25 protein-coding genes and 2 pseudogenes are annotated in these 23,860 nt (G+C 62.9%); 15 read left to right on the top strand and 12 right to left on the bottom strand.

From position 1 onward, the window contains the following. Positions 1-3 precede the first annotated feature (3 nt). The 4 genes from J7I79_RS02630 to J7I79_RS02615 form a co-directional block, all read right to left on the bottom strand. Positions 4-1,059 (bottom strand): ABC transporter ATP-binding protein, encoded by a 1,056-nt coding sequence (locus tag J7I79_RS02630; RefSeq protein ID WP_214949837.1) that lies wholly within the window; start codon positions 1,057-1,059, stop codon positions 4-6. Further along, a complete protein-coding gene (locus J7I79_RS02625) occupies positions 1,056-2,057 on the bottom strand; it encodes an ABC transporter permease (protein ID WP_214949836.1) in 1,002 nt (333 codons plus the stop codon). Before J7I79_RS02625 ends, J7I79_RS02630 begins: the two co-directional genes overlap by 4 nt. Before the next feature lie 63 nt (positions 2,058-2,120). Next, positions 2,121-3,845: an ABC transporter substrate-binding protein gene (locus J7I79_RS02620; protein WP_214949834.1), complete on the bottom strand. Its 1,725-nt coding sequence runs from the start codon at positions 3,843-3,845 to the stop codon at positions 2,121-2,123. A gap of 74 nt (positions 3,846-3,919) precedes the next feature. Further along, positions 3,920-4,993 (bottom strand): ABC transporter permease, encoded by a 1,074-nt coding sequence (locus tag J7I79_RS02615; RefSeq protein ID WP_251042276.1) that lies wholly within the window; start codon positions 4,991-4,993, stop codon positions 3,920-3,922. A gap of 326 nt (positions 4,994-5,319) precedes the next feature. On the opposite strand from J7I79_RS02615, the gene J7I79_RS02610 reads away from it, so the two are divergent. The 3 genes from J7I79_RS02610 to J7I79_RS02600 all read left to right on the top strand — a co-directional run bounded on the left by J7I79_RS02610 (position 5,320) and on the right by J7I79_RS02600 (position 7,982). Continuing rightward, positions 5,320-6,786 (top strand): chlorohydrolase family protein, encoded by a 1,467-nt coding sequence (locus J7I79_RS02610; RefSeq protein WP_214949832.1) that lies wholly within the window; start codon positions 5,320-5,322, stop codon positions 6,784-6,786. 52 nt (positions 6,787-6,838) lie between these two features. Continuing rightward, positions 6,839-7,522 (top strand): GntR family transcriptional regulator, encoded by a 684-nt coding sequence (locus tag J7I79_RS02605; RefSeq protein WP_311380501.1) that lies wholly within the window; start codon positions 6,839-6,841, stop codon positions 7,520-7,522. A 109-nt stretch (positions 7,523-7,631) separates the two neighbouring features. Next, entirely contained in the window at positions 7,632-7,982 is a 351-nt protein-coding gene (locus J7I79_RS02600) for a DUF3846 domain-containing protein (protein WP_214949822.1), read from the top strand. A gap of 28 nt (positions 7,983-8,010) precedes the next feature. On the opposite strand, the pseudogene J7I79_RS02595 reads toward J7I79_RS02600, so the two are convergent. Beyond that, a pseudogene (locus tag J7I79_RS02595) lies at positions 8,011-9,024 on the bottom strand (DUF4113 domain-containing protein); the annotation flags it as partial. Between the two features lie 1,169 nt (positions 9,025-10,193). Further along, positions 10,194-10,499: a hypothetical protein gene (locus tag J7I79_RS02590; protein ID WP_214949820.1), complete on the bottom strand. Its 306-nt coding sequence runs from the start codon at positions 10,497-10,499 to the stop codon at positions 10,194-10,196. Between the two features lie 606 nt (positions 10,500-11,105). Here J7I79_RS02590 and J7I79_RS02585 point away from each other — a divergent pair. The 3 genes from J7I79_RS02585 to J7I79_RS02575 all read left to right on the top strand — a co-directional run bounded on the left by J7I79_RS02585 (position 11,106) and on the right by J7I79_RS02575 (position 12,637). Continuing rightward, on the top strand, positions 11,106-11,537 hold the full coding sequence (locus J7I79_RS02585; protein ID WP_214949818.1) for a hypothetical protein: 432 nt from the start codon (positions 11,106-11,108) through the stop codon (positions 11,535-11,537). A 175-nt stretch (positions 11,538-11,712) separates the two neighbouring features. Beyond that, the gene (locus tag J7I79_RS02580; protein WP_214949816.1) at positions 11,713-12,195 is read left to right on the top strand and encodes a hypothetical protein; all 483 of its coding nucleotides are present in this window, start codon (positions 11,713-11,715) and stop codon (positions 12,193-12,195) included. A 154-nt stretch (positions 12,196-12,349) separates the two neighbouring features. After that, the gene (locus tag J7I79_RS02575; RefSeq protein ID WP_214949814.1) at positions 12,350-12,637 is read left to right on the top strand and encodes a hypothetical protein; all 288 of its coding nucleotides are present in this window, start codon (positions 12,350-12,352) and stop codon (positions 12,635-12,637) included. A gap of 226 nt (positions 12,638-12,863) precedes the next feature. Here the strand turns inward: J7I79_RS02575 and J7I79_RS02570 are convergent, their stop codons facing one another. Continuing rightward, the gene (locus J7I79_RS02570; protein WP_214949812.1) at positions 12,864-13,154 is read right to left on the bottom strand and encodes an antibiotic biosynthesis monooxygenase; all 291 of its coding nucleotides are present in this window, start codon (positions 13,152-13,154) and stop codon (positions 12,864-12,866) included. Positions 13,155-13,799: 645 nt separating this feature from the next. Here J7I79_RS02570 and J7I79_RS02565 point away from each other — a divergent pair. After that, positions 13,800-14,459, top strand: coding sequence for a hypothetical protein (locus J7I79_RS02565; protein WP_214949810.1), 660 nt, complete (start codon positions 13,800-13,802; stop codon positions 14,457-14,459). A gap of 294 nt (positions 14,460-14,753) precedes the next feature. Here J7I79_RS02565 and J7I79_RS02560 read toward each other — a convergent pair whose 3' ends face one another. Then, positions 14,754-16,025, bottom strand: coding sequence for a hypothetical protein (locus J7I79_RS02560; protein WP_214949807.1), 1,272 nt, complete (start codon positions 16,023-16,025; stop codon positions 14,754-14,756). Between the two features lie 366 nt (positions 16,026-16,391). Between J7I79_RS02560 and J7I79_RS02555 the strand changes: the two genes are divergently transcribed. Continuing rightward, on the top strand, positions 16,392-16,661 hold the full coding sequence (locus J7I79_RS02555; protein WP_214949805.1) for a hypothetical protein: 270 nt from the start codon (positions 16,392-16,394) through the stop codon (positions 16,659-16,661). Between the two features lie 28 nt (positions 16,662-16,689). On the opposite strand, the gene J7I79_RS02550 is transcribed toward J7I79_RS02555, so the two are convergent. The 4 genes and pseudogenes from J7I79_RS02550 to J7I79_RS02535 all read right to left on the bottom strand — a co-directional run bounded on the left by J7I79_RS02550 (position 16,690) and on the right by J7I79_RS02535 (position 19,022). Then, positions 16,690-17,031: a helix-turn-helix transcriptional regulator gene (locus J7I79_RS02550; protein WP_214949803.1), complete on the bottom strand. Its 342-nt coding sequence runs from the start codon at positions 17,029-17,031 to the stop codon at positions 16,690-16,692. Then, positions 17,021-18,073, bottom strand: coding sequence for a tyrosine-type recombinase/integrase (locus tag J7I79_RS02545; RefSeq protein ID WP_214950060.1), 1,053 nt, complete (start codon positions 18,071-18,073; stop codon positions 17,021-17,023). Before J7I79_RS02545 ends, J7I79_RS02550 begins: the two co-directional genes overlap by 11 nt. A gap of 219 nt (positions 18,074-18,292) precedes the next feature. Beyond that, a pseudogene (locus J7I79_RS02540) lies at positions 18,293-18,598 on the bottom strand (DNA polymerase V subunit UmuC); the annotation flags it as partial. Further along, a complete protein-coding gene (locus J7I79_RS02535; RefSeq protein ID WP_214949801.1) occupies positions 18,591-19,022 on the bottom strand; it encodes a LexA family transcriptional regulator in 432 nt (143 codons plus the stop codon). The pseudogene J7I79_RS02540 and the gene J7I79_RS02535, both read right to left, overlap by 8 nt. 274 nt (positions 19,023-19,296) lie before the next feature. Here J7I79_RS02535 and J7I79_RS02530 point away from each other — a divergent pair, with 274 nt between their 5' ends. From J7I79_RS02530 to J7I79_RS02500, 7 genes are all read left to right on the top strand, one after another. Then, positions 19,297-19,908 (top strand): RNA polymerase sigma factor, encoded by a 612-nt coding sequence (locus J7I79_RS02530; RefSeq protein ID WP_214949799.1) that lies wholly within the window; start codon positions 19,297-19,299, stop codon positions 19,906-19,908. Continuing rightward, positions 19,905-20,573: a hypothetical protein gene (locus tag J7I79_RS02525; RefSeq protein WP_214949797.1), complete on the top strand. Its 669-nt coding sequence runs from the start codon at positions 19,905-19,907 to the stop codon at positions 20,571-20,573. Before J7I79_RS02530 ends, J7I79_RS02525 begins: the two co-directional genes overlap by 4 nt. 84 nt (positions 20,574-20,657) lie before the next feature. Beyond that, a complete protein-coding gene (locus J7I79_RS02520; RefSeq protein ID WP_214949795.1) occupies positions 20,658-21,041 on the top strand; it encodes a hypothetical protein in 384 nt (127 codons plus the stop codon). A 301-nt stretch (positions 21,042-21,342) separates the two neighbouring features. Continuing rightward, positions 21,343-21,840, top strand: coding sequence for a hypothetical protein (locus J7I79_RS02515; RefSeq protein WP_214949793.1), 498 nt, complete (start codon positions 21,343-21,345; stop codon positions 21,838-21,840). 176 nt (positions 21,841-22,016) lie between these two features. Beyond that, complete coding sequence (locus J7I79_RS02510) at positions 22,017-22,535, top strand: AAA family ATPase (protein ID WP_214949791.1); 519 nt, start codon at positions 22,017-22,019, stop codon at positions 22,533-22,535. 156 nt (positions 22,536-22,691) lie between these two features. Beyond that, positions 22,692-23,258, top strand: a complete 567-nt coding sequence (locus J7I79_RS02505) for a dihydrofolate reductase family protein (RefSeq protein ID WP_214949789.1) — start codon at positions 22,692-22,694, stop codon at positions 23,256-23,258. 69 nt (positions 23,259-23,327) lie between these two features. After that, a complete protein-coding gene (locus J7I79_RS02500) occupies positions 23,328-23,858 on the top strand; it encodes a GNAT family N-acetyltransferase (protein WP_214949787.1) in 531 nt (176 codons plus the stop codon). Positions 23,859-23,860: the final 2 nt, after the last annotated feature.

Here is a 23,860-nt window from a genome sequence, read left to right as displayed (position 1 = left end):
GTCCTAACGCGAATTCCGGATGGTGAGGATTTGGGGGCCGCTCAAATGGCAGCGCTTGCCGTGGCCGTCCTCGACCACAAGGTCCGGCCGCCGGCTGGCGCACACGCCGTCCCCGGTGAGGTCGGCGTAGTCGCACCGGGCGCTGAAGATGCAGCCCTTGGGGAGGTCAAGGAGCGACGGCGGCTGGCCGGGAATGGGGTTCAACCGGCTTGCGGGGCTGTTCAGGGTGGGCATCGAGTTGAGCAGGCCCAGGGTGTAGGGGTGCCGGGTGTCGTAGAAGATCTCGTCCACGGGCCCCGATTCGACGCACTGCCCGCCGTACATGACCAGCACGGAGTCGCAGACCTCGGCCACCACTCCGAGGTCGTGGGTGATGAGGATGAGGGCCGAATTGGTTTCCTCCTGCAGCTCGGACATGAGGTCCAGGATCTGCGCCTGGACGGTCACGTCCAAGGCAGTGGTGGGTTCGTCGGCGATCAGCAGTTCGGGCTCGCAGATCAGGGCCATCGCAATCATGGCGCGCTGGCGCATGCCCCCGGAGAAGTGGTGCGGGTATTCGTCGTAGCGCTGTTCGGGGCTGGGGATGCCCACCCTGCCCAGCATGTCGACGGCGGCCGCCCGGGCCTGCTTTTTGGTCGCCTTGTTGTGGACCAGGTACGCCTCGGCGATCTGGTGGCCCACCGTGTAGAACGGGTGCAGGGCCGACAGCGGATCCTGGAAGATCATCCCGATGTTGCGGCCGCGGAGCCGGCGCATGGCGGGCTCAGGCAGCGTGACGAGGTCCTTGCCCTGGAACAGTGCGTGGCCGGTGACCTGCGCCGAGGTGCCCTTGAGCAGGCCCATAAGCGCCTGGCTGGTGACGGACTTGCCGGAGCCGGATTCGCCCACGATGCCCAGCGTTTTGCCGCGCTCCAGCGAGAAGTCCATGCCGTTCACGGCGGACACCACGCCATCGTCGGTGGGGAATTTCACGGACAGGTCCCGGACCTCAAGGAAAGCGTCCGACGCCGGTCCTGGGGTCCTGCGGTCCGTGCGGGGATTGGTGTGGAGCTGGGTCATTGGAGCCTCACTCGGGGATCGATGGCGGCATAGGCGAGGTCCACCACGACGTTCGCCACTATGACGAAGAAGGCGGCCAGCATGGTGATGGCCAGGGTCACGGGCAGATCGCCGGAAATGGCGGCGTGTACGGCCGTGAAGCCCAGGCCGGGGACGGAGAAGATCTGTTCGGTGAGGACGGCCCCGCCCAGCAGCAGGCCGATATCCATGCCGAGCATCGTGACCACGGGCGTGATTCCGGCCCGGACGCCGTGTTTGAAGGTGACTGTCCGGGGTGCCAGGCCTTTGGCCCGGGCGGTCCGGATGAAGTCCTCGCCGAAGGTCTCGATCATGTTGGTCCGGGTGACGCGGATGTAGGAAGCGCTGAACAGGACGGCCAACGCAATCCAGGGCAACAGGTAGTTGGCCACCCACGCCAGGGGCCCCTCGGGTCCGAAGGGACTGTTGATCTCGTTGGTGGTGAAGGGCAGCAGATGCAGCTGGTTGACGAACACCAGCAGCAGGAACAGGCCGGTGACGGGGATGGGCAGCGAGACACCGACGGAGGCCGCACCCACAATGAACTTGTCGGTCGGAGATCCCTTGCGCAGCGCGGCGAGGAGCCCCAGCCCGACGCCGGAAATGGTCCACAGGACCAGGGCGCCAACCGCCATGGACAGGGTGTAGGGGAGTGAGCGGCCGATAATGTCCGCGACGTTCTCGTTGGTCTGGAAAGACTTGCCCAGGCAGGGCCACTCACACAGGGACTGGGCTCCGGGAGCCCCGATCATCCGCGGCGAGAAGAGCCCGCGCATGTAGTCGGCGTACTGGACCAGGAACGGCTGGTCCATGCCCAAGGCCACCCTGGCCTCGGCCACGCGCTCGGGCGTGCATTCCTGTCCGCAGGCAGCCGCGGCAGGGTCTGAGGGGCCAAGCTGGAAGAGCGTGAAGGTGATGAAGCTGACCGCGGTGAGCAACAGGACCAGCGATCCGGCCCGGCGAAGAATGAAAGTGATCATTGTGGTGGTTGCGGGCCGCCCGGTGGTCCGGGCGGCCCGCTTCTCCTTCTGGACGAGGCCTGGTTAGTGCTCGACGCCGACGATCGAGAGGTCGATGCCGCCGAAGAAGTAGCCCACCTGGGCATTGCGGACGTTGGAACCGACCACGCTGTTGGTGTGGCTGCGGATGAGCGGGATGATCGGGTACGTCTTCAGGGCGGAACCGAAGGCCTCGGACCACTTCTTGCCGAGCTCCTCGGAAGTGCCGTCGGTGCTGCGCAGCTCGAACATCGCCTTGGAGACCTGCGGATCGAAGTAGCGGGAGGTGTTGGAGAAGCCGTAGCTGGTGCCGTCGTTGTTCGGGCCAAGCAGGGGATCGGCGGAAGTGCGCACAGATGCCGGGTCGGCGCCGCCGCACCAGCCGGAGCGGCCCAGATCAGGGAGCTGTTCGCTGGCCATGATCGAGTAGTAGTTCGGCGCCGGAATCGGAACGAGTTCGACGTCGATGCCCAGGGCCTTCAGGTTCTGCTGGACCACGGTGCCCGTGTTCTTGTAGGCATCGCGGTTGTTGGCGTAGCCGTACGTAAGTGACTCGGGGTAGTCCTTGCCCGCCAGGAGCTTCTTGGCTTCCTCCAGCTTGGGCTTGCCGCTGGGGTCGAGTTCCAGGTCCGTGGCGACATAGCCGCGCATCTTGGAATTCAGCGGGCTCTGGGTGATTTCGCCGAAGCGGCGTCCGCCGTACTGCACCAGGATGGACTGGCGGTCCAGGGCCAGCGCAATGGCCTTGCGGACGTCGGGGTCGGTGATCTTCTGGGTGTTCAGGCTCAGGACATCGTTGCAGCCGAGCAGGCCGGAAGCCACCCGGTCCTTGACCTTGGCATCGGCCAGCTTGGCCGAGTCGGAGGTCTGCAGGGCGCCGTTGGAATCCAGGGTGATGGCGTTCGGGTCCGAGTCGGCCAGGAGCTGCTGGCTGATCGTGGCCTGCGAGGTGGACAGCGAGAAGCTGAAGGTGTCCGGCAGCGCCGAGCGGTTGGGGTCCGTGGCGGGATCCCAGTGCGGGTTACGGACGAGTTTGAGGGACTTGCCGCGGTTGTAGGTCTCCACCATGTAGGGGCCCGAGGACACCGGGTGGTTGGTGTAGTCCAGCTTGCTGTCCTTGGCCTTGGGGACCGGGGCCGTGTTGGAGCGCGATGCGAGCGCCGGGAACTCAGCGAACGGCTTCTTCAGGTGGAACACCACGGTGCGCTCATCGGGGGTTTCTACAGCCTTGAGCACAGCGGCAGGATCCTTGTAGGGGCCCTTGTACCCGCCGGCATCGAGCGCTGCATTGAGTTCCTGCGGTGCCTGCGTGTAGACGTCCTGCGCGAAGGTGCGCTCGATCCCGTACTTGATGTCGGCGGATGTGATGGGGCTGCCGTCCTCGAATTTCACGCCGTCCTTCAGCGTGAAGGTCCAGCTGAGTCCATCGGCGGAGACCTTGCCGGTGTCCGTCGCGAGGTCAGGAACAACCGTGGGCGGCTGCCCGGCCGTTTCCTTGGCCATGGTCAGTGTGCGGTAGTACAGCTGGCCGACATTGGCCGTCTGGACGTAGTTGCTGTTGCCCGGATCCAGCGTCTGGAAATCGGAGGACATCAGGACGCTGATGTTGCCGCCCTTGGCGCTGAACCCGGCCTGGACAACGTTGGGTGCCAGTTCGGTGACCGACTCGGCGGGCTTGGCGGCGCCGGTCTGGCTTTGGCCTGCGCCGCAGCCCGTGGCGGCCACGGCGATCAGCACGGAAAGCGCCAGTGCTCTCGTGGGGGTTTTCATGATGCTCCTCTTGAGGGTTGGGTGAACGGAGGTGTGCGGGGATTGGGACTTGGTCGGCTTACGCCTGCGCGGGATCAGTGCCGGGAGGCTTTGGGATCCAGGGCGTCGCGGACGGCGTCGCCGAGCAGGTTGAACGCGAGGACCGTGACGATGAGCATGGCTCCGGGAACGGCGAGGAACCAGGGGTCACTGAGGTACCAGTTGCCGGACTGGGCGGCGTTGAGCATCTGGCCCCAGGACGGTGTGGGGTCCTTGACGCCGACGCCGAAGAAGGACAGCGCCGCTTCGGCGGAGATGTTCGTGGGGATCAGCATGGTGGCGTACACCAGGACCACGCCCATGACATTGGGAATGATCTGGCGGAAAAGGACACTGATGTGCGAGGCGCCAAAGGACCGTGCTGCTTCCACGAATTCGCGTTCCCGCAGGCTCAGAACCTGGCCGCGGACAATCCGGGCGAGGTATGCCCAGCCGAAGAAGCCCAGGATGATCACCAGCGAGGCCATGGGCAGGAAGCTGCCTTCGCCCAGCGGCGTGTCCCGGAGCCGGGACTGCAGGATGGGCGTCAGGGAGAGCACCAGCAGCAGGTGCGGAAATGCGAGGAACAGGTCCATGATGCGGCTGATGATGGCGTCGGTCTTGCCGCCGAAGTAGCCGGCCGCAGCGCCGAGCACCGTTCCAAGGACCACGGAAACAGCCGTGGACAACAGGGCGATGGTGAGGGAGACCTGTCCGCCGTAGGCAAGCCTGGCGAAGAGGTCGCGGCCAAGGCCGGGCTCGACGCCCAGCCAGTGCTGCGCGGACGGGTACATGTAGCCAGGGAGCGGCAGGCCCGGAGTCTGGAAATCGTCCAGCACTTCCGGGCTCGTGTTGGAGGTGAAGGGGTCGTTGCCCGACAGGGCGCTGAGCGCTGGGGCGAGGATGGCGAACAGCATGATGGCCACCACCGCGCACAGGCTCAGGAGGGCAATCTTGCTCCGGCGGATCCGCAGCCAGGCGGTGGCCAGCAGCGACCGGGCCTCTGCGGGGGCGGCGCTACCGGACGTCCCGGACCGTGCGGGTCCGCTATTCCGGCCGGCCGGTGTGCCGTCGCTGGCGGGGGAAGGGCTCGCGGCGCCGGCTTCGGCGGTGGACTGTAGCTGGGTCAACGGGGACTCGTTTCGTGGTCCGTGGAGCAAGCTCCGGAACTTTTGTATACCAAAAAAATAGTAGGGCAACTCAGGTGCGATGTAAATCACACACCTCCGCGAATGTTCCGGCATTCCGGACACTTCTCCCGGATTCACGGGTATCGGGAGGTGCTTGCTGTTCGCCCGGGGCGGGGTCCGCGGATGTCTGCAGAGCTCGCCAGCCACTGCCGAAGCGCCCCTTTCCAGCCTAGCGGGCGGCGGATTGCCTCAAAACGGCCATCAAATGCCATTTTTGGAATACCAAAGCTTAGACTGTGGTGGACATCACCAGAGAAGGGGTCCCGTTGATCACGAAAATAACCGCCCGCCACGTCCTCGGCCACGAAGACGGCGGCCACGTTGTCCTGGAGGACGCCTGCGTTGTCTACAGGGATGACACCATCGAGTTCGTCGGCCGGGAGTACCGGGGTTCCGTTGATATTGAACGTCACCTGGGCGAGGCACTCCTCATGCCCGGCCTGATTGACCTCGACGCGCTGGCGGACGTGGACCACCTGCTGCTGGACAGCTGGGCCGGCCCGGAGCTTGCCGCCGGCTACCAGTGGTCCGAGGACTACTTCCGCAACCGCCGGGCCGACGTTTTCACGGCCGAGGAGCGTCAGCAGATCCGCGAGTATGCCCTGATCCAGCTGGTCCTGCACGGCATCACCACGTACATGCCCATTGCCTCGGAAGTCCATTCCGGGTGGGCGGAGACCTTCGGCGAGATGGCGGGGGTGGCCGGCACCAGCCGGCGGCTGGGGCTGCGGGGGTATCTCGGTCCGGCCTACCGCGGGGGCGTGAATGTCCTCCGTGGGGACGGCGAACGCTCGGTGCTGTTCGACGACGGCGAGGGAGCAGCCGGGTTCGCCGATGCCGTGCGGTTCCTCGACTTTGCGAGCGGGCTGGCCGATCCTCTTGTGCAGGGCGTGCTTCTCCCCTGCAGGATCGAGACCCTCGGGTCCGATCTGCTGAAGGCCACAGCCCAGCTTTCAGCGGAGCGCGATGTGCTGGTCCGGCTGCACTCCCTGCAGGGCCTGGTGGAACGCCGGATCATCCAGGACGCTCACGGAGTGACGCCGCTGGAGCTCATCGAACAGGCCGGCCTGCTCAACGAGCGGCTCCTTATTCCGCACGCCACCTACACGGACCGCAACCCCGCGGTCCACGGCGAGGACCGGGGTGAGCTGGCGAAGCTGGCGGACTCGGGCGTGAGCATCGTCCACTGCCCGCTTACGTCCATGCGTTACGGCAGCACCCTGGACTCGTTTGGGGCATACCGGGAGGCGGGAATCAACATTGCGCTCGGTACCGATTCCTTCCCGCCGGACCTGATCCGGGGTATCGATGCCGGAGTCCAGCTGGCGAAGATCCTGGCCGGGGATACCGGGGCGGGGGATGTGGCCGGATACTTCGACGCCGCCACGCTGGGTGGTGCCCGTGCGCTCCGCCGCCCGGACCTGGGGCGGCTGGAAGCGGGTGCACAGGCGGACCTGGTGGCCTTTTCACTCGCTGATTTCCGCGACGGCGTCAGGGATGACCCCCTGCGAACACTCCTGCTGAACGGAACCGCCCGCCAGGCCGTGCTGTCCGTGGTTGCCGGGAGGACCCTGATGGCGGACGGTGAGATTGACGGCGTCGACCTCGGATACTGGCGCCGCAGGGGGCAGGAACTCTTCGACAAAATGAAGGCCGCATACACCCTCCGGGATGCGTCCCGCAGGACCACGGCCGAGCTGTTTCCGCCCGTGTATGCTCGGGTGGAACGCTGAGCGGGGCCGTGCCTCCGGCTCCGGAGGTGACTGTATGGAGGGGAATGCGAACGTGGCCAAGCCTGTGCCCGAAACGCTGAACGGCCGCGACGACGAAGCCCGCGCCGAGCATGTCTACCAGCTGGTCCTCGAAGGCATCGTGGCCGGAAAATATGAGCAGGGCATGCGGCTGCGCGAACGCGAGCTCTCCGAGGTTTATGACGTTTCACGGATTCCGGTCCGGGAAGCCATCCAGCGACTGGAGCAGGACGGCTTTGTGGAGACGTTCCCGCGCCGCGGCGCGGTGGTGCGCCGGCTGACCCTCACCGACGTCAACGAGCTGTTCGACGTCAGGCTCTGCCTGGAGACTTTTGCTGCGCGGATGGCAGCCATGCGGGTGTCCGGGGGCGAGTCCGGTCGCCTGCTTCAGGAGCTGCTGGACGAAACCCGGGACGCGATCGACGGCGGGCGGACGGACGACGTCGTGCGGCTCAGCGCCGAGTTCCACGCCGAAATCGTCCGGCTTTCCGGCAGCCGACTCCTCATCGAATCGGTAAAACCGCTGTTTGGGCGGATGCGATGGATCTTTGGCCTCGCGCACAACCGCAGCAACGAACTCCAGCGGGACGAACACATGGAACTGTGCAATGCCATCCTTGCCGGCAAAGCGGATCTGGCGTATTCACTCGCGTACTCGCACATCGAGCTTGGCCGCGAGCCCGTCCTGGCCGGGCTGGCCCAGACGCTGGAACCCTGACACAGGCTCCGTTGCCGGCGGTGTAAAACATCGTTACTGATCCGGTCAATTTGGCGGTTTGCGGGAACAGACTGACGGACCTCTCAGTTATGAGTACTGAGGATAAAAAATGAGCACTACGTGTACGGCACTTGTCATTCCGGTCCGGTTGGATGAAGCCCTACGAACCGTGGCCATCGACGCTACTCCGGATGTCTTGCGGGAGTTGGTCGGGGGACATCTGGAGTCCGTAAGCCGCGGCGACTGGCATGTTTACCTCAACGCCGAAGGCCACTCCATGAACCTGCCGCCGAACATCCGGGCAGCCCAACTGATCCGTGAGGCGGGGCTCGACCTCTCGGACGCGGCCCGCGGAACAGCTGTGTTCCTTGGCCGGACCGGGCCCGGCGGTGAAGCTGACGTCCCCGGGCACCTGCTGCGGCGGGCCGCGGAAATGTTCGGATCCCCCCTGGCGGCATAGGGGCGGGTTGTGGGGCGGCCCTGCCGCTTCAGGCTGCCCGGACGAGCGGGAGCTCGTCCCAGTTGGTGGTGTACCGCGGCGAGAGCATGCTGCGTTCCATGGACCAGTCGGGCCCGCCCCGGATGCCGGCATGGCCCAAGCCCACGGAACCCCGTCCGTACTTGCGGCTGATGTCCTCCAGCAAGGTTCCGATGCCGCGTTCCTCATGCGGGTTCGCGAATACCGGCAGCGGCGCCTGCCGTCCGCTGGGGCGGAGGTCGGTGACCATGATGCCGGCGCGGACGTACTTGATGCCTTCCTGGATCCGGGGGAGCAGCGCATGCGAGGCCTTCGTTAGCAGCACCGGATCAGCGGTGGGCAGGGGCAGCGTCACGGTGACAGTCGGGTATGACGTATCCAGCGGGTTGTAATGCGAGGTGCCGGCGAACGCATTGAGGACCTTGGCCTGGAGCCCGTGTTTGGCCAGGCGGGCGCTCGCCTGCTGCGCGTACACGCTCATGACTTGGCGCAGGTCCGCCGCGGTGGTGATGGGCGTTGAGAAGGACCGGCTGAAGATGAGCTGGTCACGTCCGATGCGCTCTTCTTCCATGGGGATGCAGGGAGTGCCCTGGAGTTCCAGGACCGTGCGCATCAGCACCACGGAGAAGCGCTCCCGGATCCGCACCGGATCGGCGTTTGCAAGGTCGAGGATGGAATGGATACCCAGGCCGTTCAGGCGCTTGGTGAGCCTGCCGGCCACACCCCAGAGTTCTATGACCGAGAGCCGGCGCATCAGCGCTTCGCGGGCCTGGGCAGGCATGGCATCCCAGTGGCACACGCCGTTGAGGACGGGGTTGTTTTTCGCCCATTTGTTGGCCAGCTTCGCGAGGGTCTTGGTATTGGCAATCCCCACGCAGACCGGCACTCCGACGTTGCGGCGGACAGCCGCCTTGATGGTGTGGCCAAGCCGCAGGAGCTCGTCCGGGGTGCCTTTGACTCCGAGGAAGGCTTCGTCGATGCTGTATACCTCCAGCCAGGCCGAGTACCTGCCAAGGAGCTCTACTGGTAGGGGCGCGTATTCGAAGGTCCACTATTCGTCTCAAAAACGTGGCTCCGCGGTGGCACGGTGCTACTGGCGAGGGTGAAAATTTCAATCCAATTCAGGACGGGCTTTCCTGTGCTCAAATCGTGGATGGAACGCATCGCTGCGCCCGTGGACCCCGGATTCGTATAGTGGCAGGATCCGCAAGGGCCTTCCGACCGGATCCTGCCAACCTTCGCCTGAAACCATGCCGGGGGTCCGAGCCCTTCGCAGCGGCCGGAGCTGTTTGACGACGTTGGCCATCGCGAGCCCTGTCCTGTTTTTCTGTGGGAGGTTTCCAACCATGGTCGCAGCAGGCTCAATTCGGAGCTCACAGAGTCGCTGCTCAGCCAGTGGAGTCGCTGCCGGGCATGCCCCACACGAGCCATAGATGCACCCCCGAAAGGCTGCCTCGACCTCTAACTAACGTTCCTGGCTCTTGAAGAGTGTGCCGTAAAGGGGCCCCTTCGTGGGATAGACCCACGGACAGGTATCACGGGACCTTGAGTAGAGCCCACCATCGACTGCGTGAAGTTCGCACCCGCCACCCAGCCGGGGGACCGGCTTGCGGGACGTTTTGGGCGGCCTATATGGGACATCCGTTGCGGGACGCTTAGACTCGGCAGCCGGCCCCAAACCACGGCTTTTCTCACTGTTGGCCTGTTGCTGGGTTGCTGCGAGAAGCAGACAATGGCGATAGGAGGCAGTCATGCCGGACAAAGCAACCGATGATCAGCGAGCCGCAGAGCTCGTCATTGTCCCCGACGTTGTTGGGGAGCGATTCTTGCCGGCTCGGGAGATCGCTCTGTCCGCTGGACTGACTTTGGCGAATCCGGATCCGGACGGACCCCCGATAAGCGGGATCGCTTGGTCCAGCAACCCGGTTATTCAAAGTCAGTCTCCGGCGCCGGGCAGCATTCTGTATAGAAACGACTCGCTGCGAGTATGGCTGCGCATTGACCGCGAGCCGGACATGGCGCGGAAGCCCGATAAACCTCCGCCGTCCGTCGATTGGGAGCACGCGGCTCCGGATAAGCCCACTCTCAAAGTCGAGCTCAGCAGCGACAATCCTAGCGACGAACCGGCACGCTGAAGGTTCGACAAGGGTAAGGGGCGTGCAGCCGTCGGTCATTCTTCACGAATTCCCTGCCCTAGCCGAATTGACGAACCATGCTGGCCACGCACCCAACAACCGCTATGATCACAAACCCTCCCCCCACCAGCATGTACCAGAACCCAATACCTTTGAGCGTCGGAACATCGGCGAGAGTAAACCCGTCCGGTGCAATACCCTTGCTTTCCCTGTAGAACTTCGACCAAGCGCTTGCTGCACCGTTGAAATCCCGGAAGATACACCGTCCGAAAAGAACTAGGAAAACTCCTGCAGCGCCCATACCGACGAACATCACCCAGTCCAGGCGAGTCGTCACCCCGATAAGAAAGGTGGCGGCAAACAAGACAACGGCCCACCGCTCAAAGGTCCTCGCAGGCTCAGGCATCTCCGAGAATAGACGTCTGATGAGCCGGATAGTCCTAATGATGCCCCCCGATTCAGGTCTCCCACCTCTTGATGCGAGAGTACAGCAACAGGGCTCAGCGGCCCTCGAACAACTCCTGACGCAGATTCCAGCGACCAAGTCCCTGATCGTCCCGGTAGTTGTTCCTCGACTGATGTGGAGGCGGCACCGGCGGCTGAAGCGCGGGGCACCGCGACGGGTGTTGGCGTGGTCCCCGGCCGCTGCTACTGCCGCCCATCAGGGATGAGCTACGACAACGAAACCTATACAAGTGCCATGCTGAAGGGGTCGTACGCGAGATCGATCGCCAGCAGGCCCTGCGTGGTGAGTACGTCAACCTGACTCAGGACCACTGAGACGGCCTGATCTAGGACCACATTGGGCCTGACGCGGCATTGTCTTTTAGGCTCGCAATTTCGAGTGCGCTCTGGCTCCCCGTTTTGATGAACGGCATGCGGGCGGCCAAGGAGCCCGCCTTCGGGGTGGGCTGTTTTGGGATATGACCATGGTTTACGCTCTGGTCATGACAAGCAGCACGGAGGCACGGTGAGTTCCCGGAAGAAGGGACGGAAGCCACCATTCGAGGTGCTCTTCGCTGTTTGGGTGATGATGGCGGCCATAGCAGCGTTTGACATCCTTGGCGTTCTGGCCATCGTAGAAGTGGCCAAGGAACCAAAACCGGCATGGGTTCCTTGGCTCTTCGGATTCATCTTGCTCCTACTTTCCGTGATCGCCGCCAGCTTCGTGCAAACCCTCAAAGACGGCGATCGGACCATGCGGTATTACTTGAGCCTCACCGTCCCGCTGTGGGGGTTCGGCTTCTCCTGGCCGCCGTCTTGGAGTTGGCTGCTCTTCCTGGTCCCGATTGCTATTGTTGGCCCGCTTTGGCTGCCGCGGGCTCGGCGTTTCTTCGACGAAGCCCCGGATGAGTCCTCTATCGATACTGCAGGGCCGCGTGCGCCCGGGCCTACTCCATGAATACGACGGGAAGCATTTTCTCGAACCGCCGTCGGCCCTGACCGTCGTGTAAGCCGGTCCTGAACCTGGACCACGCGCCTAGCCTGCAACCTATCGGGGTCCAGGCTCCATCGCCAGGGATATCTCGGGTCGTTAGCTGTAGCCTCAAGTGACGAACCGCCTGAGGGGGCAGCGCATGAATCGTCGACCACACCATTGGCTTCCCGGATTGATCGCCGGACGGAGCTTAGTCCATCCGGATGGGACAGCCTGCACCCTGGACTTCGGGGAGGTCTATCCCTCCGGTTTCATGGCCCAGATCTCCGTCAGGTTCCGGGGCACTTTGACACGCAACCAGCAACGTGAAATTTTCACCCAGGTAGATTCGTACCATCGGAACACTCCGACTCTCGGTCCTCAACTGATGATGGAACAAGAAGACTCACTTGGGGGCTCTGCCGAGGTTCTCACCACTCAGGGCAGCAACACGAGGTGGACCATCATGTATTGGTTCGACCAGCCGTCAACGCCGGAGCAGTTGACGCTGACCTTCACCTGGCCGGAGCAGGCTCTTGAATCACTCTTCGTGATTCCCGGTGAAGAAGTCGACCGGGCAAAGCGTGAGGCCACTGAACTCTGGATTCCAGATCAACACGAATACGGATACACCGGGGAGTAGCCGCCGGCCAACCCGGACTGCCGCAGCCATGGTGATTCACTTCGGTCAGGGTTCCAAAACGAACCCTAGTCAGCTCGTTGCTCGACATCGCAAATGGCCCTCGCGTCCACTAACCCGCCTGTGCTTCACTTCTCTGAAAAGGAGAGTGCGAGAGATGGCTGAGAGATTCAAACTCCTGACAGCATGGCTGCTCACTACAGGTAGCCTTGTCGGCTTGATTATCCAGCTAAGCCTGGACAACACCCCGGGTACAGGCAATATCTCCCCGGTCAGCATCACGTGTATCGCCTTTTTTGTGGGCCAGGTGATTTGGTTTATCGCATTCGCGCGGAAGAAAGAACCTCCAGCCGGAAAGCACCCTGACCGGGCCCGCCTCCTTTGCGTCGCCTTGTCAGTGGCGGCGGCCATTTACTTGGTCATTCCCCTACGTGTCAGGCGTTGATCGGATCCGCTGCCGCCGTCATTGGATTCGGCGTGTGCTTCATCCTTCTCATGGCATCACTTGCCCTAACGCGGTCACCGGTTGAGGCGTAGCAGACTCTGCTCGCGGAACCTCACCATTAAGGGGACTTCGTCCCGGATGGGCCAGCTTCGTCCCGTGCAAGGTTCCCTAGTGGCACGGCGCTTACTACTGCGCGAATTTGTCCCTGATCCGCCGCAACGATCGCCTATAGGACGTTCTGGTAGTGCTCCACGACCGGGAATGGATCGTAGAAATGGTGCAGCAGTGCGCGCCAATTCCCGTATTGCTCTGATTGGCGGAATCCAACGGTATGGTCTTCGAGCCGATCCCATTCGACGAGCAGCAGGTAGGTGCTCGGCGACTCCATCGAACGCGACAACGACAAATACCGGAACCCAGCCATCGAAGCAATGATGGGCCTAGCCCTGCGGAAGGCCAGCTCAAAGTCCTGTTCCTGGCCGGGGATGACTGGCAACAGCGCGTGTTCGGTAATCATCGGACAAGTCTCACACAACGATTCCCACGCGCGCCTGTCACCGTTTCCCTTAGCGTTCCTCGGCTGGATCCCGAAACAGGACGATGATCCTTCGTTGCAATGCCTTCTCCATGTATCAGCTCTCACACAGCATCACCAGGGTCTACTCGGGTCGGGCCTCCGGTCGTAGACTCCGGGTATCGCAAGGGAATGAGGGCAGCATCAATGAAAGTGCTTCTAAAGATACTCATCTCACTGCTGATCATTGCTGTGGTGACTCTCGGTTCTACCTGGCTTTTCGGCCCGGAGTCTGCCGGCACAGCACTTCTGATGATCTGCATAATTCTCGGCGGATACTTTGGAGCTGGCTGGGGCGGAAAGGAGGCTACAAAGACAGATCAATACCGTCAGGAATGGCTTTCGCGGCGAAAAGAAACCGGCCAAGCGCCCCTGGGCATCCCCGTAGGCCGGAGGATCCACAATAGACCGGATCACGGGACAAGACGTGAACGTCACGTGCAACCTAGGCGTTACACCTCAACCGTCCAGCAGAGCGTGGACTCCTGGCGGGATTAGGTCAGGATTTGAGCATCTGAACAGTGGCGTTAGCAGTGGCTTTTCGCTCATGTCTTTGCCGGCGTTTGTTGCATTCTTGGGAGGAAGACGATGAGCGGGATTGACGATCTCATGGCGGAGTCCAACGAACGGTGGGCAAACGCCAGAAGAAGATCCCAGGGCATCGAGGACAACGGCCTTGGCAAGGCCGTGAAAACTTACTACACCCGCTATTTCCCGGCTGGACTGTTCGCCCTGGTCGCGGTCGGAGCCGTGACCGGCATCCTGGCTTTTCCGCGCACACCGGAGGTGTGGCCGACGCTTCTGTCGTTCGGGTTTCTCCTAGGAGTGGTGGTTGCCTTTGTTGGGGGACTGATCTACAACGCGAAGAAGGTGGCACCTGCAGCCAACTTGGGGAAGATCGACGTGCTGTTTTCCTTGGAGAGTGAGGAACAAAAGCAGGTTCGGCGTCAGATCGCAGGGAAAGCACACCTCGATCCGGAACACCTTGCTGTCACCCGGGCCGCTGCGGTGCAGCTACGAAAGGGACTGGCCACGCAACTGCTCCTGCAGCCGCTGATGCCGTGCGTCTTCGCTGCTCAAGCGATGAACTTTGCCCTGGGCGGTGACAATCTAGTCGCCGTGCTAATGGCAACTGCGGTCGTTGGAATCGTGATAGCGGATGGGTTTCTTATCCGTGATTTTCGGCGGACGGGCAGGTTCCTGACCCGCACAGCGGAGCAGGCTGCCCCGGGCAACGCATCGCTGTGAGGCAGCTTTCTCAAGTCAGAAATCCGGCGAAACTGAGGCTTTGAATGGCCAATGAATGGTTGGCGACCTGTCTGGATTAGTGAGGAACCGCCTCCCGTCAGGGGATTTGGTCAGTAGTCATGGACTAGACCTCCAAAACCGTCCCTGTCAGGGTTCCCAGAAGGGACAGGAGGCGATCGAACCTGCCTATGGCGCCCGTCCTCTGCGGCTCAACCAGCCCTGATGGCTTCTCCTCATCCCAGAAATGGCCATCCCTGATCTGCGCCTGGCTAAGTCATTTTTGCCGGGCAGTTGTTAGCGGAGTGCGGGATAGGAGGCCCAGTCTCCTCCGGCGAGACGCCACCACGCGGTCGCTGAGGTTGTGGAGATTCCGAGGAGGTCCGAGAGGACTCTGGGATGCATCTGTTGCGCGAGTTCAAGGAGGGCCGTGACCCGGGCGCTGCCTGTCCGCATGCCGTGACGGTTGAGCCGTTTTCCGAGGGCACCGGCCGTGAGGGGCGCGCCAGGGTTCCGTCCGGCGAAGAGCCAGCGCTCTGATCGGGGCTGGCTCAGGTTGAGGAGGTCCGTGATGGCTTCGCCTAGCGCATGGGGTAGCTCGATTGGTTCCTTCCCGATGGTCAGGGTCACTCGATCCTGAGTGACACTTACCTGGGTGCGTTCAATCGTCACGATCCTCGTCAGATGCATGCCGTAGAGCAGGACGAGGAGGGCACCGACCCTATCAACGGGTGATATGTGCGTGTCCCTCAGGAAGAGGCGCGCCATTTGCCAGCGATGGTCAGATTCGAATCCTTTCCCTGCGAGCTGATTCTTGCGGTGTTCGACGCGGAGGTGGCTCATGCGGTTCTGACGCAGCCAGCGGGTGAAGGGCGCGAGGGCGTCGTGTTGGCTCGGAGAATCTGTGAGGAAGGCATCGAGTCCGCGTTGCGGATAGGTCGTGAGCGAGTGGCCATGGGCGCGGATGACTCGGAGAAGCTCGGCGCAGTACTTCAGGGCGGCGCGTTGTTTCTGGTAGCGGGCTTTGGCAGTGCCGCGTGGTGTGCTGTGGGTCGTGGAGTTCAATCCCCACGCACTGTATTGGCGCAGGAGAAGACGGTCCTCTGGTGCATCGAGAGAGGCGAACCAGCCGCGAAGCCAGTGTTCGAAGCGGGCGTGTTGGACGTCTAAGTCGGGCAGGGTGCCGGATAGCACGAGCAGGGAGAGCAGGAACGAGGCTGACTGGGCGGAACCGGCTCGCTCGATGATCGCGGCGGGTTCCAGTGGCAGTGTGCCGCCGGCAAGGTCGCGGAGGGTGGCTGCGGCGCTGCTGTTGTCTACCCAACGGCTCAGCGACTCTGCTCGTGGGTGGTGGGAGATCAGGTAGTCGGCCAAGGCCCGCATCTCGTCCCGGATCTCGCCTGTTTCGTCGGAGAGAAGCCGCTGGACGACGATGGGTCGGCGGCACTGTGCGCACAGGTGATGCTTGCGTGATTCCTCGACCGAGCCGCAGCCGGGGCAGGCCATGGTGACCGGGGCGCCTGCGCATTCAGCACAGACGAGTTGTTCGTGCAGGAGATTCGTCAGCATCCGTCGCTGACCGCATTCGGGGCATGGATGTGGGTTCCGCATGCCGTAGTAGCAGCGGGCACACACGTGTTTTCCGTCAAGGTGTGTGGCGACGCGGCCGGGTCTACGGCACAGTGAGCATGTCTTTTCCGGGGCGGTGTAGCAGTCGAGGCACACCAACTCCGGTCGCCGGACGACGATGGTCGCGGACTCGCCGCAACGTGAGCAGGTATCGAAGGACCGGGGGTCTGCCCGCCAGCACGCCCTGCAGAAGCGTTCCCCTCCGATGTTGCGCTGAACTGGCTGGATCCGCCCGCAGCCGGCGCAGGGCGCTGACAAGTGATTCCGGGCGCAGCGTGAGCAATGCCGCCCTCCGCCGGGTGCCTTGTGGGGCAGCCGGAGGTGCCGGCCGCACCCTTCGCAGGCCGGAAGAACGATGCCGGTGGCGCCGGCGGCAACGAGCGCATGACACAGTTTTTGAACGGTGATCGGGACGTTCTGGTGCTTGCCTTGCAAGACCCCTGGCTGCTTGATCAGGGCAAGCTGGAGGAGGCGCTGGGTTCGCTCGACGGGAGCGACCTCGATGACGGCTGTCTTGATGTCTGCGGCTGGGAGTTTGGGGTCCGTGTCCTGGATGTGCGAGACGATCTCAGATAGCTGCTGCCCGGGACTCTGGTCGGCCACGTCAAACTTGCCCTGGTCCGGGACGCCGGACGGTTGCCCGGAGCGGGCGGAGATCACCGATTGAACCGCGTGTCTGCTCGCCGACAGCGATGCGCTGAGTTGCTGTCGTGCTGCGCTTCATCGATACGAGGTCATCCAGGGAGCACTCCAGCGCGTCACAGAGGGCTGAGAGCACATCCAGGCGCACCCGCTGCGGCGTCTGGGCAACCAGCCGGTACACCTGCTCCCTGGACAGGTCGATTCCCCGCTCGGCGAGCAGTGGGCCGAGTTTCGACGTCTGGAAGATTCCCCGGGAAGCCATTACCGACCGGAGATTCCAGGTCGTCTCCAGCTCAATGGTCACGGCCGTCTCCTTCTACGAGGTTTTTCAGTGCCTTCGCGAGCACCCGATTCTTGAAATCAGAACTCACAGAAGCGTAGATCGACGTTGATGAGGCCTGCGCATGCCCGACCTGTTCCTGCACAAAGCGCTCGGCATAACCAAATTCGATCAGGTGAGTGACGTACGAGTGCCGAAGGCAGTGCAGTGTGAGGGCCTTCGACAACCCCGCTTCGTCCCGCAACGCCGCGAAACGCCGGTCCAGGAAGCCAGCCGTCAGGCGCGTGCGCCGCTCAGTGACCCAGATTGCCTCAAGGTCGCCCGGCGCGAATCTGTGCCGGGCGTCTTCGACCCACTGCTGCATTCCTTGCACCCACCAGTCGAACTCCGGAACCAGCAGGACCGTTCGTCTCCGCGGAGCGCTGCCCCTGGAAGCCTTCGCCCACCGGACATGAACTGCACCGAACCGGCCCCAACCCGGCACCGCGGAACTGTGATGGAGGTCGGTCAGATCGAGCTTCACTGCTTCCGTGCGGCGCAAACCGAAGGCATACACCGTCTTTAGCAGCTGCGCGTCGCGCAGCGCCCCGAGAGCCCCTTTCCGGCCCGAGGTCACCAGCGCCTCAACGCGCGCATCAGCTGTATCGAACAACACCTGGACTTCTTCGTAGGAAAGCGGCCGCCGAGCCGCGTCTCCTTCGAACTCGAAGCGGTGCGCGACCGTGTTCCACGGTAGGCACACCTGTGAGGGCAGCTCGCCGAACTGCGCTTCGCAGATCTCCATCCAGTCGTAGTGCGGATTCGTGAGGTACTCGCAGAAGACCCGAATTGCGCCGTGATAGTGCCGCATCGTGGACAGGGCCCTCTTGTCACCGCCGATGGTTTCGGTGAACTCATCAAGGTCGCTGACTCTCCACTGCCATGGAGGCTTGTCGGAGAACTCACGGAACCGCGTAACTATCGCCAGTCGCGCCCGAATCGTCGCTGCTCTCAGGCCCCGGCTTTGCTGCTGGTTCCGCCAACCGTCGATCATCGCCTCGAAAACTGTCTGTTCAGGATTCATCATCGCGACGTTCGACGCCGACGACAGTAGCCTCAAGGCGGGCGCAGCGTTCTGGTTATGTTGCATTAGATACAACAAAGTACGGATGGATGCATCACCACGTCAAATCACACCGCATTGGCCGTGGAATTTCCTTGATAACGTCGATTGCGGCACCTCGCGTCACCGCAATTAGTGTGCTGTTGCAAACGTGGAAAGTTGCATTTGTTGCAACAGTGCACGGTCCATGACGCGTGAGCTGATGTCGCCGTAGAGCTCGTAGTTGCTGGACCTGGCCACCAGCCCCCATTCCTTCACGCGGGGCGCGATCTTGAACCACGGCTCGCCGATGGGGATGCCGAGGGCCTTGGCCTCGGGGGACCTGGTGACCGCGCAGCCGTCGTTGTTGGATAAGACAACCAGGGGGCGGCCTTCCAGCGACGGGTCGAAAGCGCGCTCCGCCGACGCGTAGAAACAGTTGACGTCCACCAGGGCAATCCGCCGGCCCGTGTCCGGTGCAAGCGGGTCCGGTAGGCGCGCGTCAGACATGGTGCAGGCACCGCGTGGCTACGCCCCAGATGACAAGATCCGACAGGACTGGAACGCGGATGTCCGGATACCGGGGGTTGTCCGCCTGCAGCACTACTCCGGATGCTGTGATCCTCAGCCGCTTGATGGTCAGCTCGCCGTCCAGGACGGCGATGACCACCGATCCGTCTTTCGGGTCGAGGGCCCGGTTGACGATGAGTTCGTCTCCGTCGCTGATCCCGGCCCCCTCCATCGAGTCCCCCGACACCCGCACGACATACGTGCTGGTGATGTCCTTGATGAGGTGTTCGTTGAGGTCGATCCGGCCGTCAAAGTAGTCTTGCGCCGGCGACGGGTAGCCAGCCGCGACCCGTACCGGGGAGATCAGCACCGACAACAGGGAAGTGCCCGCATCTATCACGCGGGGACCGATAACTATGCCCACAACACACCTTTATTCGAATATATGTTCGATAAATTCAGTGTAGACCCTGGCCCGGACATTGCAGACTCTCCACCATGTTGCATCCGATGAATGATCCAGATGCGCGCTGCGGCGCAGCTTCCGCATTCCGTCCTTAGTGTCCCGCCTGCCGTAGCTTTGACTCTCGGTGCTGGGCTAGGGGAGGGACTCGGGGTCTGGCCCGGGAACGGCGAAAACTATTTTGGCGGATCGGGAACCTTTTCGGCGCCTGCGGACACTACAAGGCATGAGGCAAATGGGGGAAACAGACCAAGACCTGTGGCGTAAGTGCATTGCAGGCGATGCTGATGCCTTCGGGGTCCTTTTCGACAGGCACGCCGATGCGGTCTTTCGGTACTGCCTGTCCCGTTGTGGTTCCTGGCACGACGCGGAGGAACTCGTCTCGATCACCTTTTTGGAGGCGTGGCGGCAGCGCAACAGACTCAGACCGGAGAGGGACACGGTCCTGCCGTGGCTGCTCGGAGTGGCAACGAACGCGAACCGCAACCGCGCCAGGGGATCCCGGCGCCACGCCGATTTCCTTTCCAGGCTGCCGCACTCCGATCCCCGGCACGGCGAACCCGAAGCAGACCATGCCGAATCGGTCGCCTCGAGGCTCGACGCAGAACGTGCTGTCCGCGAGTTGCTCGATACGACAGCAGGGCTTAACGACGGGGAACGAGACGTCGTGATCCTGTGCCTGATGAACGGCGTCGGGCAGGAAGAGGCCGCCAAGGCTCTCGGCGTCCGAATCGGGACAGTGAAATCGAGACTGCATCGTGCACGGGCCAAGCTGGCCGCCATGAACCGGGACCTGGCGCCCATTGAACAACTCGACACGACGATCGTTGAAGCGAGGCTGTCATGAACCTGTCTGAAGTGACCTACCCGAGAGACACGAAAAACCGCGTCCAGAACCTCCTCGTCCAGGAAGCCAGCCGGCAGCCCAAGCTAATCCCACGGTGGCGCAAACCGGCAATGCTGACCTTCGCCGGGCTGGCACTGGCCGGCACCACCGCCGGCGGCGTCTACGTGGCATTGGCTCCGGTGGACGACAAACGGGACATCCGCTGCTACTACCACGCCGACCTCACCACCAGAATGCCCGTCATAGGGTCGCCGGGGGAGACAAGGCCTCCCTATATCACCACTGGGACTTTCATCGCAGGTTTCGACACCGAGAACAACCCCAACCCGGACGATAAGAACGCCGGAATGCAACAGGTCAACGACCCAATAAACCAGTGCAGTCGCGCGTGGGATATCGGAATCATGAACCAAGGCGGAGTCACCGATGACCTCATTCCCGAGGGTTTCGTGTCTCCTCCAGACGGCCCTCGGGGTGATCGTCCCCTCCGTGAGGGGGCGGACAAGGACCAGAACGGCAACCCTCTCTCGTCCGGGCCGGTCAGCATCGCCATCGGCCACTACGTTCCGTTCCTGACCGCGTGCGTCGTCGACAACACCGTCGCCGTCATCCCCGGCCCGGCCGAGGTCTGCGCCCGGCTCGGAATCCCCGCCCTGGAGAAATAGCCAGAAGCAATCTGAGCACTAAGGGCGGAGCACCACGAGAGAGGGGCACCACCGTCGACACACAATGCTGGCGTCCAGTCCGCCATGGTGCTGGCCAATGGGTTTCTCGGGGCCCTCGGGGCACGCGGCGTCACTGACATCGCCACGGACAACATCGCCTTCGAGGGTCCCTTCCTGTCCGCCTGGCGCCAATGGCAGCCCACTGTGCAGTCACCTGAGGCACTCCCCAAGATCGAATTCGGCGCCGTGAACCAGCCCCGGAACATCATCTTCCGGGTGGACAGGTCGACGTCCTCGTTCAAGAACTTCCGGTCGGAAGGCATCGACCCGAACCCTCATAATTCCACGCCCGAGAAGTTCCTAGAAGGCTGGTGTCCTGAGCTGCCGGTCAGAGACTGGCTGAACCTGGCCGACCTTTTTCTACTGGAAGTGGACGCTAGGAACGCCCGGGCAGCTGATCGCAGTTAGCAGCAGGCTTCACGCAGGGGTGTCAAGATTTCAAACGTAGTCGGAGTAACGTTCCGGACGTCGATATCCCAGGGGTGATGGGAGATTTATCGCTTCCAGGAAGGCCGTCACACGCGAGCAGGCACCTGGGCAGCTATCGCTGGCATTCAGCGATTGGCTCGCGACGGTTCGCGCTGCCCTGGATAACGGTCTCTATGCGTGGGTTGCATCGGCCACTGGACAAGGTCCGCCTCCGCTGGCTGAACGAATCCAATACCCAATCTGCTCGACCGCGAAGGAGTACGCAAGCCAACGTAAGCGGTTGGCCGGCGTCCCGGAAGACATTTTGGACAAGGTTGAGGCAGCCCAGCCTTATCAGTCTCCTCACGGGCCGGAAAGCAACCTCTTCTATTGGGTCCACGAACTTGCCCGCATCGATCGACACCGAAGCTTGCACGTGGGGTTGGAGAGGGCCGGTGCGCATCGAATCCGTCTGCGCCTGCCCGACGGCGTGACGGCTACTTTTGACGAATCAGTGAAGCCCTACCACCACATCGTTGGCGAGCTTGTAATCGGACGCTTCACCACGAGCAAAGCAATCTCGCGCTTCGCTATCGAAGCCGACCTTACTGGAGTAGGGATTGACCCCGAAATCCAAGCCTGGGCTGGATTCAATATGGCGGGGCACAGGCCATCCCTACAGATGAGGATGACCTACACAGAGCTTTTCACCCGCAACAATCTGGAGAACATGGCCTTCTTCAGCGGCATCGAACCACTTGGCGGCTTCACAACCTTGGACCCAGCCGACGGAAGGTGAGCTGCGGCGAACCCACTCACCCCTGAAACGTGGTGGATTCCTACTTGGAGGTCCACCAGTACACCCCGCCAGGTGGCCGCACGCTGTCGGGTTCTTTTCACAGGGAACACCACCTATCAGCCGGGCGCGGTGCAAACCCCTTTGCGTCGGACATGGCACTGCTAGCGTTTGGTGCCATGATCGTATGGCTCAACGGCACCCACGGTGCAGGTAAAACGACAACGAGTGCCCTTGTGCAGCAGCTCATTCCCGATTCGAGAGTGTTCGACGCCGAGAAGGTTGGTGAAACTCTCATGGATATCTCTCCCGGCCTGCCCGCCGCGGATAATTTCCAGCACTGGCCGCCATGGCGACCCCTCGTTGTGGAGACCGCAAAACGTGTACTTGACTACACTGGCGGCACGCTGGTGATGCCCATGACCGTTTTGGTAGAAGAGTATTGGCGCGAAATTAGCGACGGTCTGGCTCACCATGCCATTCCAGTACGGCACTTCGTGATCCACGCCGACCAGGACACCCTCTATGCCCGGATAGCTGGGGACCACGCCATCCCTTCCCCGTTCCGTCTCAACTATCTGGAACCGTATGCCCAAGCTGCCCGAACATGGCTTCACGCTGAAGCTGAGGTTATCGACACCACCCACCTCACGCCCTCCCAGTCAGCCCAGCAGATCGCAGAAGCCCTGGGGAGCTAAGCAGCGGGCCACGGTAATCGGCCGACCGGAGTCAGGGACGGAGAACTGCCTGGGCTGCCGGCTTGATCATGTCCTGTTCCGCCGGATCCGGGAGTGCTTCACTGGAAGATACGACGGCGGCCACAGCGGCGGTTCGCCGCAGCTGGAGGTACGCGAATGCGCAAGATCATCCTGATGATGTCGGTCTCCTTGGACGGATTCTTCGAGACGCCCGACCGGGACATCAGCTGGCACCTGGTGGATGACGAGCTCCTCCGCCACTTGAACGAGCAGTTCCGGACGATGGGAGCTTTCATGTTCGGGCGGGTCACTCATGAGCTGATGACCGGGTACTGGCCCGCTGCCGACCAGGATCCGGACATCTCGGCGCCTATGCTCGAGTTCGCCGGGATCTGGCGCGACATGCCCAAGTTCGTGTTCTCGCGGACCCTCACGCAGGCGGGCCGGCACGCCACGGTGGTTCACGACGTCGTGCCTGAAAAGATCGCGGAACTGAAGGCGCAGCCCGGCGGCGATATCGCCCTAAGCGGCGCCAATTTGGCCGCCGCCTTCATGCGGCACGGCCTGATCGACGAATTCCGGATTCTCGTCCATCCCGTGGTTCTGGGGCAGGGCCGGCCCCTGTTCGAGGCCCCTGACGTCCGGATGGACCTCAGGCTCAAGGGGACGCGGACGTTCGGCAACGGTGTGGTTTTGCTCCACTACTCGACCGGCGGAAACTAAAGGGCCGGCTGCGGACGGGCACTGTAATGTGGCGGCTTCTCGGGCGCAGCAGCCGGTAGGGTTTCGCCCATGAGTACGCAGGTGAGGGTCCGTCAGGCGCGCGTCGAGGACGCTGCCGAGATGGCGCGTGTGAACGTGCGGTCGTGGCGGGAGACGTACCGCGGGCTGATGGCGGATCACGTCCTTGACGACCCGGCGTTGCCGGCCGCCCGCGAACGGTTCTGGACTGCCATGCTCAGCGATGAGCGCTACCGCGCGAACCGCGTCGCGCTGGCCGAGCGCGACGGCGACGTGATCGGGATCGCGATGGCGGGGCCCGCGCAGAACTCCGAGTCGCAGTGGGGCACGCAGCTCTACGTGTTGTACGTCGTCGCGGCTGAGCATGGGACCGGTACGGGGGCCGTCCTCCTGGATGCCGTCATCGGCCCGCACGATTCGGCAGCGCTCTGGGTTGCTGATCCGAATCCTCGGGCGCAGGCGTTCTATCGCAAGCACGGATTCGTGGCGGACGGGACCGTGAACATGGAGGACGGCGTGCGGGTGATCCGCATGGTGCGGATCCCCTCCGGGCGTGCCTCGGACTCGAGCTCTCCCTCATAGTC

This window comes from Arthrobacter sp. ISL-69 (assembly GCF_018613775.1).
Taxonomy (GTDB): Bacteria; Actinomycetota; Actinomycetes; order Actinomycetales; family Micrococcaceae; genus Arthrobacter.
The sequence above is the reverse complement of the archived record's forward strand: the minus strand, read 5'-3'. Positions and strand labels throughout refer to the sequence as shown.

Excerpts from the sequence above, each read along its gene's own strand:
- J7I79_RS02630 (WP_214949837.1), bottom strand. The coding sequence starts at position 1,059 with ATGACCCAGCTCCACACCAATCCCCGCACGGACCGCAGGACCCCAGGA.
- J7I79_RS02625 (WP_214949836.1), bottom strand. The coding sequence starts at position 2,057 with ATGATCACTTTCATTCTTCGCCGGGCCGGATCGCTGGTCCTGTTGCTC.
- J7I79_RS02620 (WP_214949834.1), bottom strand. The coding sequence starts at position 3,845 with ATGAAAACCCCCACGAGAGCACTGGCGCTTTCCGTGCTGATCGCCGTG.
- J7I79_RS02600 (WP_214949822.1), top strand. The coding sequence starts at position 7,632 with ATGAGCACTACGTGTACGGCACTTGTCATTCCGGTCCGGTTGGATGAA.
- J7I79_RS02580 (WP_214949816.1), top strand. The coding sequence starts at position 11,713 with ATGAATCGTCGACCACACCATTGGCTTCCCGGATTGATCGCCGGACGG.
- J7I79_RS02575 (WP_214949814.1), top strand. The coding sequence starts at position 12,350 with ATGGCTGAGAGATTCAAACTCCTGACAGCATGGCTGCTCACTACAGGT.
- J7I79_RS02570 (WP_214949812.1), bottom strand. The coding sequence starts at position 13,154 with ATGATTACCGAACACGCGCTGTTGCCAGTCATCCCCGGCCAGGAACAG.
- J7I79_RS02565 (WP_214949810.1), top strand. The coding sequence starts at position 13,800 with ATGAGCGGGATTGACGATCTCATGGCGGAGTCCAACGAACGGTGGGCA.
- J7I79_RS02560 (WP_214949807.1), bottom strand. The coding sequence starts at position 16,025 with ATGCTGACGAATCTCCTGCACGAACAACTCGTCTGTGCTGAATGCGCA.
- J7I79_RS02545 (WP_214950060.1), bottom strand. The coding sequence starts at position 18,073 with ATGATGAATCCTGAACAGACAGTTTTCGAGGCGATGATCGACGGTTGG.
- J7I79_RS02530 (WP_214949799.1), top strand. The coding sequence starts at position 19,297 with ATGGGGGAAACAGACCAAGACCTGTGGCGTAAGTGCATTGCAGGCGAT.
- J7I79_RS02525 (WP_214949797.1), top strand. The coding sequence starts at position 19,905 with ATGAACCTGTCTGAAGTGACCTACCCGAGAGACACGAAAAACCGCGTC.
- J7I79_RS02520 (WP_214949795.1), top strand. The coding sequence starts at position 20,658 with ATGGTGCTGGCCAATGGGTTTCTCGGGGCCCTCGGGGCACGCGGCGTC.
- J7I79_RS02510 (WP_214949791.1), top strand. The coding sequence starts at position 22,017 with ATGATCGTATGGCTCAACGGCACCCACGGTGCAGGTAAAACGACAACG.
- J7I79_RS02505 (WP_214949789.1), top strand. The coding sequence starts at position 22,692 with ATGCGCAAGATCATCCTGATGATGTCGGTCTCCTTGGACGGATTCTTC.
- J7I79_RS02500 (WP_214949787.1), top strand. The coding sequence starts at position 23,328 with ATGAGTACGCAGGTGAGGGTCCGTCAGGCGCGCGTCGAGGACGCTGCC.